Source organism: Vibrio sp. A37, assembly GCF_059777565.1.
Genome location: NZ_JBLNLI010000039.1, coordinates 1 through 12,679, shown reverse-complemented (window position 1 = coordinate 12,679; position 12,679 = coordinate 1). Strand labels below are relative to the sequence as shown.

General features: G+C 40.0%; 13 protein-coding genes and 1 pseudogene. 7 read left to right on the top strand and 7 right to left on the bottom strand.

Annotated elements, in window-relative coordinates:
* Window positions 1-219 precede the first annotated feature (219 nt).
* Window positions 220-699 carry a hypothetical protein gene (locus tag ACM2FC_RS23140; protein WP_498483403.1) on the bottom strand — a complete coding sequence of 160 codons (480 nt, stop codon included), beginning with the start codon at window positions 697-699 and terminating at the stop codon, window positions 220-222.
* 492 nt (window positions 700-1,191) lie between these two features.
* A complete protein-coding gene (locus tag ACM2FC_RS23135; protein ID WP_498483404.1) occupies window positions 1,192-3,210 on the bottom strand; it encodes an alkyl/aryl-sulfatase in 2,019 nt (672 codons plus the stop codon).
* Between the two features lie 139 nt (window positions 3,211-3,349).
* On the opposite strand from ACM2FC_RS23135, the gene ACM2FC_RS23130 reads away from it, so the two are divergent.
* The 6 genes and pseudogenes from ACM2FC_RS23130 to ACM2FC_RS23105 form a co-directional block, all read left to right on the top strand.
* Window positions 3,350-4,255, top strand: coding sequence for a LysR family transcriptional regulator (locus tag ACM2FC_RS23130; protein ID WP_498483402.1), 906 nt, complete (start codon window positions 3,350-3,352; stop codon window positions 4,253-4,255).
* A 108-nt stretch (window positions 4,256-4,363) separates the two neighbouring features.
* The gene (locus ACM2FC_RS23125; protein WP_498483401.1) at window positions 4,364-4,501 is read left to right on the top strand and encodes a hypothetical protein; all 138 of its coding nucleotides are present in this window, start codon (window positions 4,364-4,366) and stop codon (window positions 4,499-4,501) included.
* Between the two features lie 661 nt (window positions 4,502-5,162).
* Window positions 5,163-5,705, top strand: a complete 543-nt coding sequence (locus ACM2FC_RS23120) for a hypothetical protein (RefSeq protein WP_498483400.1) — start codon at window positions 5,163-5,165, stop codon at window positions 5,703-5,705.
* Between the two features lie 47 nt (window positions 5,706-5,752).
* Entirely contained in the window at window positions 5,753-6,469 is a 717-nt protein-coding gene (locus tag ACM2FC_RS23115; protein ID WP_498483399.1) for a fimbrial biogenesis chaperone, read from the top strand.
* 36 nt (window positions 6,470-6,505) lie between these two features.
* The gene (locus tag ACM2FC_RS23110; RefSeq protein WP_498483398.1) at window positions 6,506-8,992 is read left to right on the top strand and encodes a TcfC E-set like domain-containing protein; all 2,487 of its coding nucleotides are present in this window, start codon (window positions 6,506-6,508) and stop codon (window positions 8,990-8,992) included.
* Between the two features lie 164 nt (window positions 8,993-9,156).
* Window positions 9,157-9,342: pseudogene (locus ACM2FC_RS23105) on the top strand (transposase); the annotation flags it as partial.
* Between the two features lie 49 nt (window positions 9,343-9,391).
* On the opposite strand, the gene ACM2FC_RS23100 reads toward ACM2FC_RS23105, so the two are convergent.
* The 5 genes from ACM2FC_RS23100 to ACM2FC_RS23080 all read right to left on the bottom strand — a co-directional run bounded on the left by ACM2FC_RS23100 (window position 9,392) and on the right by ACM2FC_RS23080 (window position 12,211).
* The gene (locus ACM2FC_RS23100; protein ID WP_498483397.1) at window positions 9,392-10,600 is read right to left on the bottom strand and encodes an IS256 family transposase; all 1,209 of its coding nucleotides are present in this window, start codon (window positions 10,598-10,600) and stop codon (window positions 9,392-9,394) included.
* Window positions 10,601-10,666: 66 nt separating this feature from the next.
* Window positions 10,667-11,017: a hypothetical protein gene (locus tag ACM2FC_RS23095; protein WP_498483396.1), complete on the bottom strand. Its 351-nt coding sequence runs from the start codon at window positions 11,015-11,017 to the stop codon at window positions 10,667-10,669.
* A gap of 498 nt (window positions 11,018-11,515) precedes the next feature.
* Window positions 11,516-11,653: a hypothetical protein gene (locus ACM2FC_RS23090; protein ID WP_498483395.1), complete on the bottom strand. Its 138-nt coding sequence runs from the start codon at window positions 11,651-11,653 to the stop codon at window positions 11,516-11,518.
* Between the two features lie 67 nt (window positions 11,654-11,720).
* Window positions 11,721-11,981 carry a hypothetical protein gene (locus ACM2FC_RS23085; RefSeq protein ID WP_498483394.1) on the bottom strand — a complete coding sequence of 87 codons (261 nt, stop codon included), beginning with the start codon at window positions 11,979-11,981 and terminating at the stop codon, window positions 11,721-11,723.
* Window positions 11,978-12,211, bottom strand: a complete 234-nt coding sequence (locus tag ACM2FC_RS23080) for a hypothetical protein (protein WP_498483393.1) — start codon at window positions 12,209-12,211, stop codon at window positions 11,978-11,980. The genes ACM2FC_RS23085 and ACM2FC_RS23080 overlap by 4 nt, the downstream gene beginning before the upstream one ends.
* Before the next feature lie 170 nt (window positions 12,212-12,381).
* Here ACM2FC_RS23080 and ACM2FC_RS23075 point away from each other — a divergent pair.
* Window positions 12,382-12,679 (top strand): hypothetical protein (locus ACM2FC_RS23075; protein WP_498483392.1); only part of this gene is annotated, 298 nt, incomplete at its 3' end.

The following is a 12,679-nucleotide window of genomic DNA, read 5'->3' as shown; positions in this document are numbered from 1 at the left end:
GTGAAGGCGTGTTGAACTAAGAATCCTCCTCATTTATGGGGAGGAGTATGTCAATGAAGTGCCTGGATAGCCACTTGATGTAGCAGTACTTAGCTTTCTGTCTTGCTTAACCTGAAGCGGTAGGACTATGTTAAGGGAAACCATAATAATACTGATAGAGATCACCATTCCACGAACTACCTCTATTTGATCAGGAGACACTGTTCCAATATCCATCTTCTAGTGAATTAGTGAACCTTGGTCAGTGTCGTTAGCGGCTTCCATAAAATCGTCAGCGCTAATATCAAGCTCAGGTTCAATACCTAAATTAGTTAACTGTTCTTGTAACGCTAAAAGCTGAAGATTGATTTGCAGATTTTCCCTAAGAAGATCTGCAACAGTTTTTACCAACATGCAATGACTAAAAGCGTTCTCATCAAAGGTTAAACTCTCTTTGCCATTTTCTACCATAGGGGCCCAACTAACATACTTGATATAGTCCCTAACCTCGGTTTCATTACTATCCATCAAGGATGAAACCCCACAGTTAATGTGATGTTTAACTCTCTCTTGCAGGAAACGAATTTGTTCTACCTTGGTCATGTTATTTAAGTCATCTTGCTCAACATCGATAACCCAATTATAGGACTCATCACTAAAATCTAGCGATAGGTCTAAATCAGGCAGGTCAGCGTCTACAACCTTTCTAAATTTACTCATTGCAAATCTCCTTTTTTCTAACTTTTTTAAATAAGCGTTACAAATAGGGGAATGGCACCCATTTGAGGAAAAGTTTCCATAAACTTAATTACCTATATTTTACAAAGTATTTTACAATTTTTTTGCGCTAGTAATGAGTATTTTCTTGGTCAAGATTATTACATTCTTTGGGGAGTTTGTGGGAAAGTTAAGTGTTGGGCACTACATTGAGAGGTCTAAGTGATAGAATTTTCGCCTAAAAAGACTGCTTTCGTGGTCTCTGACTCTATAGTGTGGAACTGTTTTAGTAGAAATCTTTCTATTCGGGTTTCTACTTTTTATAATCCATGTAGGGAATGCGCGTAAAATCTAGAATCCTTCTACTGATAGGTATTATATTATTGGGATATTCATGTTTGTTTGGGATCGTTAACGACAAAATACTAAAAATGAAAAGGCAAGCTCGTCTGAGCTTGCCGTCAACTGTGTACTTATATTACTTCAAACCAAATGCTATTTAGTTGGCATCGGAAGGATTTCAAATAGACCATCAAATTTGTCTAGGGTAACAGCTAGCTTACCTAGTAGTTCAGCATTACCTTTAATTTGAGCATCACCAGATTTAACAAGTTCACCGATTGTTGTCTCTTTCAATACCACTTTAGTGAAGTCGGCTTTGTTGATGAGTAGCTCTAAATCTACCTGAGGCACTTGCTCAACCTGGATATTTGACATGTTTGCGTTTGAAACTTCACCGTAGTACTTCTCATCTAAATCTGGGTGAGAAACCGCAAAGTTAAAGTTTAGATTTGCCGCTTCGGCTTTTTCTGCATTAAGACTTACTGCAACAAAGTCCAAGAACATACCCGTTGGTGTGTTTGCAATAACATCAGAAGATGCCACTTTGATAGAAGGCTTAATTTTACCTGTACGGAGCTCTACTGCACCTTGCAAGTAGCTATTACGCCAAGCCATTGTCTCAGACTGATAGCCTTGCTGTTCGAAGCTATCAGCTAGCGCGTAACGATATTCAGAGTTATTTGGGTTACACTGAACTAGGTCATTAAACAGTTGCGATGCTTCTTGGTAGTCACCATTGTTAAAGTAAGTCATACCAGCTTTGTATAGTGCATCTGTGCCAGCAGCTTCAACATAAACACATGACTTTTCTTTAGTCTGTAGAGGGTTTGTGTTTACCGGGTTAAGATCGTGGTAGCCAAGGTATAGGTTTACAACCGCACGAGCGTTATGACTGTATGAGCCATGGTAGCCATTGGTGTGCCATGTATTTAGTTGTGCTTGAGGAACGAGTTTCTCTATTTCACGACCAACATCGTTGATAGTCACGCCATGATTCGCTAAACGCATTGCTTGGTTATGGATAAATCCATAGTTATCACGTTGTAGTGTGATGTAGTCTGATATTTCATTGGTGCTTGTTTCAGCATCATTCCAAACAGGAGCTGAGTGAACTGAGTGAATATTATCAACAAGACCATTATCAACGAAACGCATTTTTATTTCAGTCAGGTATTTCGTCCAGATTAAAGAATCACGAACTTTTGCGCCACGGAAGGTATAGATGTTATGCATGCCATCATAAGTTAGTTCCGCAGTGTTTAGGCTACGGTACTTTGGAACATACATTACGATTTCAGCGGGCGCTTCCGCACCAGGCATATTGATCATATGGAAATCAAGGCCATCAATGTTTACAACTTTTTCGCGTTTTTGTACTTCAACAGTTGGTGCAACCAGAGTTACTATGCCGCGAGATGTCCCAAGACCTAATGCGTTATCTACGATACCTCTTTCGCTGTTATCAAGAGTCGTGCCGTATTGGTATCCTGCACGACGCCCCATTGCTGTACCACCAATAACGTTCTCATCAGCCAATTCTTTTAGGAAATCTTTTGGGGCGAAGATTTCAGCATCTTCAGCGAAGTCACCAGAATTGATGATGGCGCGAGAACCACCAAAGTGGTCTGCGTGCATGTGTGAATAAATCATGCCAGTAATTTTGTGTTCACCGTTGATTGCTGGTAAGTGCTTTTTAGCGAAATCCCAACCTGCTTCTGCTGCTGCATCAGACAGTAATGGATCATGAATAACATAACCATTTTCAGTGCGGTAAATAGTCATGTTTGACAAGTCAGCCCCACGAATTTGGTAGACACCATCAGCCACTTCGTAAAGACCACCTGCTGCGTAATTAAGCAGTCCTTGACGCCAGATCGAAGGGTTTACTGATGAAGGGTATTTTTCTGGTGATAGACCATTCATGTACTTAAAACGATTTTTAAGTTCGCCCGCATCATGATTGCCAAACTCAGCAATTAGGCCACGAGTAGTACGCTCGAATGCCGTTTTATCTTCCCAAGGGAGGTTTTTTGCAACGTCAGCGTTAGCTTTAACTGTGTGCTCTGTCGCTGGTTTGCCTTCATAATTTTCTAAGGATGTGTAATCGGCATGTGCACCGAATGACATTAAAATAGCAATTGATAGCGACAATGGAGCGAAGATGTTGTTCATCATAATTACCTCAAAGGTTCTGTTATATCTTGGAGTTGAAATTAACACGCAAACAGATAACATTACATAATGTATTTGATATACAATACATACTAATTTGTTATGTTTTACATATGGCGGATGCGAGGTTTTTAACGTTTTGAATAAATTAGATTTAAATCTATTGAAGGTTTTTGTTGCGGTTTACAGGCATTGCTCTATTACTCTTGCAGCAGAGGAAATGGGACTAACTCAGCCCGGTGTGAGCAGTATATTAAAAAGGTTACAACAGCAGGTAGGTGTAAAGTTATTTGTCCGCTCTGGTCGAGGGATCGTTCCAACAACCCAAGCAAAAGAACTTATGAGAACAGTCGAGCCAGCTCTAATTCAAATTGAAAATTCAATAGAAAATTTAGAATCATTTAGCATTCAATCTCCAAGAACATTCGTAGTTTATGCCTCTGAGCCAGCAATGCAGCTACTAGCCCCCAAAATTGAAGCTGATGATAGCCTAGGCAACATTAAGATAGAGCTTCAGTCGTTGTATACCGATGAGCAGCAGTTGACCTATGATCTTAGTCGTGGCCAATCAGATCTCGCGATTGAATATTCAAGCAATCATCAACCGTCCCTATTTTCAGAAGAGTTCCTTAAAGAAGATATTTGTATCATTGCTCGCAAAGGACATCCTAGAATTTCAAAGCATATCTCTGTAGAGCAGTACTACCAAGAACGGCATATTACCTTAAGGTTTCGAAGAGAAAACAATTATTTAGCTGACTATTTTACCAAAGATATTATTTCTGATAGAGATGTAGCCGCAGAATGCACTTCACTCATGTCACAAATAGCAATGGTTTCAACAACCGATTCCATTGCCGTAATGTCTATGACTACTGCAAAGTTATTTGCGGATAACATGGGGATTCAAGTCATCAAGTGCCCGTTTGAAACCTTACCCATATTTTATCGAATGATTGCTCATAATAGGGAACGCAAAAGCCCTTCTAATATTTGGCTAAGGGGTAAGTTAAAATCTTATTTTAGAGGAAGTGATGATTGTTAACATGCTGTGCTAGCTGAGCATAATTGTTTCAAACCCTGATTGCTTATCGATCATGAAGCCGTTAATGATAGAGTTTGCGCGAGCGCTAAAAGGGGTTGTGTGCGCATCATGTTAAAGCGATTAGGCTGGCAGAACTGGCAAACGGCATACAGGCAAGTGTTTATACATAAATACCCTGTTGAGCATCGCCCTGACGCGATTGTGACTTCACCAAAAGGAGACATTATCGCTATCGAAACCGAATGATATTAAAAACCGTGAGACGTTATCGAAGCATCTAAAGGAGCCACATCATTGCTCAACACAAGCGACTCTGGGGCTATGTCTTTTTTGTAGTGAAAGATGAGAACTTTAAAAAGCAATGAAACAAGCATTTCTAAAGTATCGGATACATACAGTTTGATGAAAGACGCATACCGATTGGTAAGCTCGCGGGCCTGACAAACACATTCACGCTTGATGAGATCATGAGCCTAAAATTGAAATAAAAAAAAGTAGAAACCCGAATAGAAAGATTTCTACTTAAATATTCCGATACTATGGAGTGATCGTTAAATCAATGAAGATACTAAGACAACCTTCAACATCACATTACCAAATACCACCCTATAATAAACCCCACAGCGTTTTGTTTTGAGATCTGATTAAAACTCAACCGAACAAAAACAAGCGCACTGTATAAAAATCAAACCACTCCAAATGCAAGTTACTTAAGTATTAGAGACTTAGGTAGTTTTTTCGCTTAACCCGTATTTTTCAACATACACTCAAAAGATGCCGCTTCGTTTTGGAATAGCTAAGACATATTTCAAACTTATATTTTTTTTGCTCATAAGAATATGAGACTATAAGGATTTCATTTGTTAGTATTGTTGCATATTGCTAGGGATATAAGAGGGTCTTTAGTATGAATATGAAAAAGTTAATTACCGCTTCAGCAATTACACTATTTTTAGGAACAGGGACTACCGCTTTCGCAAAATCTTCACTAAAAAATCAATCTAGTTCCGATCAAAGCCAATTCACCATAGAACGTCACAACATGATTGATAACCTCGACCTTGTTGATAATTTTTCAATCAGTGCGAGTGATATCCAAGATGCCATCACTAGGAATGTCAACAAGACAGTCACACTAGGTACATTTTGCTCTTATTCGAACCACAAGAACAAAGAATTACCCCTGACAGTATCTAGTCGAGATGGAGCGTATAAATTAGTAGGTTCCGGAAAAGTTTCAGGCCTAAAAGTGAACTATCAAATTGCGATAAATAACGTCAATATGCCTTACAATCGTGCCACGATTGTGACTGCTAAGGGTGGCCAAGATCATACAAGCTGCAGAGGGTTTGCTGAGGAAATTAAGCTCACCATTCCAGCCACCGATCTTAAAGCAGCAAAAGCAGGAACATATAGCGCTAGATTGAATTTGGCGACATCATCGATATAACAAGATCTATCACTCTATTTATTGCCATTAATGTAGTAGGTTTATAAATGCAAAAAACAATTGTCGCGATCATACTGTTTCTGTTCACCCCTTTTACCTTTGCGAAGGCATTAATTGGCGTGAGCTCTCCAGTCGTAGAGTTCAGCAAAAGCCAACGTAACGAGTTTGTTACGGTCAAAAACTCAGGAAATACCAAAGCCTATCTCGGCATATATGTTTATGACTCTGATAAACCTAAGAACGAACAATCTCAGAAAGACACACTCAAGCCATCTTACAAAGTGATTGTTTCTCCACGTAAAATGATTTTGCAGCCCAATCAAAGTAAGAGGCTGCGAATCACAAACCTGACTAAAAACATTGAGTCAGATAGGGTGATCGATATTGTTATTGATCAAGTGGTACCGAACAAAAATAAATCATCGGAAGCTACCGCAGGAGGAATTGGGGTCAGTGTTCAAGGCTCCATACTACGTGTAGTTAGAGTGTATATCAGACCTGATGTGTTAAAACCTCACTTAGATTATCAAGTTACGCAACACCATCAAAATAGAGAGGTTTTATTAACCAACGACGGAAATACGAGTATTAGCCTGGTTGGTATTGAAGCTTGCAACTCGGACGACCAATGCAAGCCCATAGGTCCAGTTACTCTGTTTCCAAACGACAAAGATAGCCTGATCACACCAGAAGACTCCAAATACCTCAAGTTTGAGAAGAAAATCGCCGGCAAAGTTGACGATGCAGTCATCAAACTCAGCTAACAGCAACCTATAAGAAATAATTAATCCAGCGTGAAAGTGTCTAAAAATAGAAAGCGCTATGCTTTCTATTTCATTTTTATACTTCTGTTATCTAGTTCCGTTTTTGCGTATAAAACTTATGCTAGTTCAGATGTCCCTGAGGGCTTTGAAAATATCAGCGACGATGAAACTACCATTGTTGATGTCAGCTATGGTAAACAAGTTTTAGGTAGCTATTTGGCAAGCTTCAATAGTGAACACATCACTTTTGAAGAGCACAGCGAACTATTTGAAAAGCTTAAAGGCGTAATAAAACAAGAATACTTGGCCCTTATTAGTCGAAGGCTATCCGAGACTTTAAACGCCAACACTAACTTAGCATGTACTCAAGGCGAGCACTGTGGATATATCGTACCAAAAACCTTGTCAGTGATACTTTACCGAGACAGCTATAAAGTAAGTATTTTCATAAATCCTGAATTACTCAAAAAAAACACGGATACAACCAATTACCTTGCTGATTCAACAGCAGGCTTGAGCGCAATCAATCAATTTAATGGCGTTGCTACTGGAGGGAATCAAACCAGTACTGATTACACTCTCTCCCATCATGCACGTTTTGGATACGAAAATTGGGATGTAAACTTAGAAGACAGTTTTTCGGGTACTAGCAACGAAACAGAGAGCATCCACTATTACTCTTTGCAAAACTTAAATGCTAGTTATCGAAAACGGCAATATATGACCCAAATAGGGCTCCAAGATACCCAAAGTACACTTATTATCCCTCAATACAAAGTGTTAGGCGTCAGCACTTCAACGAAAGTGGATCTAATCAATAACTATCAGTCCCAGATAGCCACCCCCATTGAGGTTTCTCTTGTCTCTCCTAGCTACATTGAAATTTATAAAGACAACCGTCTTGTCACCACGCAGTACTACACGCAAGGAAATCACTATCTTGATACCCACCTGCTCCCTACTGGTACCTATAGTATTGACCTTAAGACCATCTCCATAAATGGGCAAACAACGAGTCGCTCGATGTATTTTGTCAAAACCGACTCACTTCCACTGTATAGCCTACCGAACTTCTATATTAGTTACGGGAAAATCGCAGATGTAAATAATACCGAAACGTTTCCGTATATACGCAACGTAGACAGTATTAATGTGTCCGCAGAGCAAAGAATCCATGACTTTTTTGGTGTTGCAGAGCACGCTGTATTACTTGGTAACGACGAGTTTATTGGTGAGATTGAGTTCATTAGTCAGCTGCCACAAGTGTCGATCATCGCTTCGACTGCCTCAAGCAATTTTGGCGACTATGGTGTCGGTCTAGCAATAAGTGGCTATATTCATAATGTTAACGTCAGTACCATTTACAGACGAATATGGGCAAGTGAGAACTCAGACAGCCAACACGTTAGCGAGTATGTATCCGATAGCCTAGATTCCAATAGCCGAATTAGCACCGATTTTAGCTATCAGATATCCAACACCATGCTGGACTTTGGCGTTGGCTATGGACTAGAAAATGAACAAACCACCCACTTTTATTCATTCAGCGTTGATCACAAGTTTTATATTAGTGAACGTACCCTTCTAGATGTAGATTTAAGTACCAGCACCAACCAAGACGAGAACAGTCTATTTCTTACCTTTACCCTAAATTTTGACAATAATGATGGTGGCTTTGATTATGCCTTATCTACTTATGGTGAAAGTGTGAACGATAAGGAAGCTAACCAAACAGACAATACGCAAGCAATGAGTGCGGAAGCTGGAAAACACTTTAATATTGGCGATTCAAGCAACTACTATTTGTCGGAACTAAGCGCAGGCTCTAAATCTCACTATCTATCTCAGTTTATCTCATCAGAAACACCGTCAGCGAACTTCAACGCGAAGGCGACGATTAACCAAAGCGGTGATACAACGAATACCTTGTTTAACGTCAAAGGCTTTACGAGCCATATCGATACGGGAGATTATCATGGTGCTTTTTACGGGCAAGAAAGTGATAGCGGTATCATGGTGCATGTTTACGCCTCAAAAGCAGGAACATACGATCTTCTTGTTAACGGTCGACCAGCAATGACGATAGAGGGTAATAAAAGTTACTTCCTATCTTTACCAAGCTTTCAAACCTATAGCGTTTCTATATCGAGCCGAAGTCATGATTTAAGGGTACTGGATTCAAAACGTATCATCACACTGCACAAGGGGAACGTTCAAGATCTCAATTGGCATGCGCAATCGTCATATTTGTTGATCACACAATTTATCTCTCCTTCTGGAGTGCCAATCAGCAACGCTGACATCGAAGGTGGGGCGGAATTTGCCCAAACTGACGAGGAAGGCTTTTCGCAAGTCGATATATTATCTGGACACTCGTTGACCCTAGTCGGTCGAAAAGGTCAACAGTGTCACATTGATACCGGAGCAATTAAACCAGAAGATGACGTAGCATACGTTGACCATTTAGTTTGCTACCCTTCGGATAATTTTGGGAAAACAAACACAAAACCCAAACAAAGTTAATACACACCAGGTGTTAACTAGGTGTAGATATTGTTGCATTTTTTTGGTTTCTATCCCTAAACCACCTTCTAGGAAGATGGTGATCGTTCATTAGAGCTATGCCCGAAGGACGCTCATGTTCAAGATCTTCTCGTTTGTAACCAGTAAATGAGGAGAAAAAGAACATGAGCAGATATGAATCCGCGTCACATGTTTATTATCGTTTGCAGTATCACATAGTGTGGACACGCAAGTACCGTTTGAAAATCTTGAAAGGGAACTTGGGTAAAGAGCTTTATCGTAACATCTATATTTACAGCAATATGAAGAACGGCAAGGTTGTAGAGCTCAATGTTCAAGTAGACCATGTTCTTGTTGAAGGTTACTGACCCTGTAAATAATTCTGTGTAACTGTCGGGGTTACATATATTCAGTTAATCGGTCTTCGAACATAATCATAAAGCGGTTCAGGGCTTGTCGCCAGTTTCTGATTGGCATTGTCCATCTCTTGGACGCCTCCTGGATAGCTAAGAAGATCACTTTTCTTGCCGACTCATCAGTTGGAAACAGTTTACGCTTTTTAATCGCCTTTCTAATAACGCTGTTAAGTGATTCTATGGCGTTTGTTGTGTATATCGCTCGTCTAATGTCTTCAGGGTAGTTGAAGAGCGTGTTCAGATTATCCCAATGCGCAGTCCAAGAACGACTGATTTGAGGATATTTATCATCCCATTTATCTGAGAACTGCTCTAAGGCGAGGAGAGCTTCGTCTTCAGTCTTCGACGGATAGATTTTCTTAAGATCGGTAGTGACAACTTTGTAGTCCCTCCAAGGCACGTACTTGACTGAGTTTCTCACCATATGGACGATACAGAGCTGGATCTGAGTGTTTGGGAATGCTGCATTAATGGCATCAGGAAACCCCTTCAGACCATCGACACATGCAATGAGGATGTCTTTTACGCCTCGGTTCTGTAGCTCTGTTAATACTGCAAGCCAGAACTTAGCACCTTCCGTTTCTGACAACCACATGCCAAGTAGCTCTTTTTGACCCTCCATGTTTACGCCCAACGCAAGATAAACGGCTTTGTTGATGACTTGCTTATCTTGTCTGATTTTGACGACTATGCAGTCGAGATAAACGATAGGATAGACTTCATCTAATGGACGAGATTGCCATTCAACAACTTGCTCTAGAACAGAGTCCGTTACCTTAGATATAAGGGTTGGAGAGACATCTGCATCGTACATCTCTTTGAATGTGGCTACGATTTCTCGGGTGGTCATTCCTTTAGCATAGAGGCTTAAGATTTTGTCATCCATAGACTGGAACCGAGTTTGGTGCTTACGAACTAGCTTTGGCTCAAAGCTTGATTCTCGATCACGAGGAACGTCTATCGGCACTTCACCGTCATCAGTAATGATCGACTTGGTGGAGTACCCATTACGAGAGTTGGAGTTGGGTTTAGGGGAGTGTTTTTCATAGCCAAGGTGCTCATCAAGCTCGACATTTAATGCCGTCTCGACAGTCACCTTAGTTAACATTTTACGGAAGTCATCAAGATCAGATTCTGTCTTGATTGACTTAGCAGCTTCACGAGCAAAAGCTTCAAGTGCTTTCTTATCCATACTGTCCATCCTTAGCCTTTAAGGCTTAAGTCTAGACAGTTACACAGAATTTAGGACAGTCTCAGGTTACTCCCAGTGTACAGGCTTAGGGTCTTCGCCTTTTTTAAATGCTTCATCGTACTCGATAGCTTCTTGAACTATACGCCCAAAGTCTATAAATATCGGCTGATTCTTACCAATTGCTTGAGTGATGTATTTGGCTTCTTTAAGCTCTTTGATGATCCTTGCTATCTTACCAACACCCCACCCCGTTTTATGTTGCAGTTGCGGCTGAGTTACATGAACAGAACCCTCAGGGTACTTCTCCAGATTAAGGTACGACGTCAGTATCGCTAGTACATACTTGGCCTCACCACTAACAAGTAACGCCTCTGGAAAACGAAGAATCGAATTAGTTATTTCGTATTGCTTGGTCATTATTTTTCTCCTGAGACACTTCAGTCTGAAATTGAGTTGATAAAATGTGGATTACATATTTAGTTACGGTTATACCTAGTGAACTTGTCGTCTTTGCAATCTTGTCAGCAAATTGTCGATTATGGATCGCAACCTTCATTGGTTTATTTTTCATAGTTAATACCTAAGCAAACCGAAATTCGGAGGGTATATTCATCTTAGTACCTTGGAAACCTGTAGGGTATAATCATTTTTAGTACTCCGAAAATCGTATGGCATAATCACTTAGCACCCCGAAATTCGACGAACCTTAAAGAGTACATTAATAGAGTATGTAAAGCCTCCTGTTGTTACGCCTAAAAGAAAAGGTGAGAACTTCCACAGTTCAGTCAGTTCTATCTAGCGTATTAGAGCGTCAATGAGTGAGTGGTAACGAACGAATGAATGATTATTGCGTTAGTAATGGATGTATCTAGGATGTGCTGAGTGAAACGAAGCGTATACATCTCTTAATTAACACTATTTCATCAACGCCCTTATACAACGATAACTGTATCCAACAGCCATGAGTACAATTAATATCGCAGCTAATACCATAAAAGTAACTGCTAGCGACAGACCAACCATAAGTCCTAAGCCTTGTAATATCTCCATCATAGGACTACCTCCACACGCTGCATTAATACTAGGATTGTTATAATAGTGAGTAGATATAAATTACCAATCATAGATATCCGGCCCCTTTTAACCAATCCAATGTTTTGTAGACACCAATTATGTACAGGTTAATCATGAGAGTTATTGCTGATAACAGGAACCAACTTGCTATACCGAAAGGTATCAACATAAACGTTATAGTCAGCAAGCCCTCTTCTTTGGTATACAATTCTAAATATAGCCAAAACGCCGTTAGTATTGATGTCAGTAACGTGACTAGTTGCTCCTCTATCTTAAACACCCTCTCCAGTACTTCGTTAGTAATCATTGTTCATAACTCCTACGTTTCTGTTTGAAGATGAAACCACCCTCATAACTAACTACTGCCATCCCTATGACATCTAGATAACGTTTGAAGTCATCAAAGCTTATTCGAGCGTCCAGATAATCCTCATAGTATTCTCGGACTTGTTGCTCTTGTTTGACCAACTTGTTAGGTCTATTTTGCACTGGTACATCTGTTCGTGCGGAACCAAAGGTTCCTTGTGCTGTATTCATTTCGTTTTATCCTCACTTAATTTATTGGGTAATTATATCGTAAATATTACGCAATACAACCTTGACACATCTGCTATACAAGAATCACACCATTTGTAATATTTTTTGCTAAAACCTCTTAGAATCGCATACAATTCATTCTAGGACGCAGTCCGCATTAACTCAGGGGTATGTTTGAAGTATTTCTTTTGGTATTAAAAAGATCAGTACTAAAGGCGGAGCGTGAACACATTCTCGAACGGACCAATGAAGGGCGATTAGCTGCCAAAGAGTCCTGCGTGAAGTTTGACAGAAAACCTCACAAATCATCCATTTTAATCATTAAAGGTCTTTCAACCAAGGAAGTTATCGAAAGAACAGGAATATCTAGGGCAACTTATTTCAGATTAAAAAAGTCCATATCTTCCAGCAAATTATCAGAAAACGCCGTAAAACCTCTTCCTTTAGGTGGAGGATATAAGGCGATTA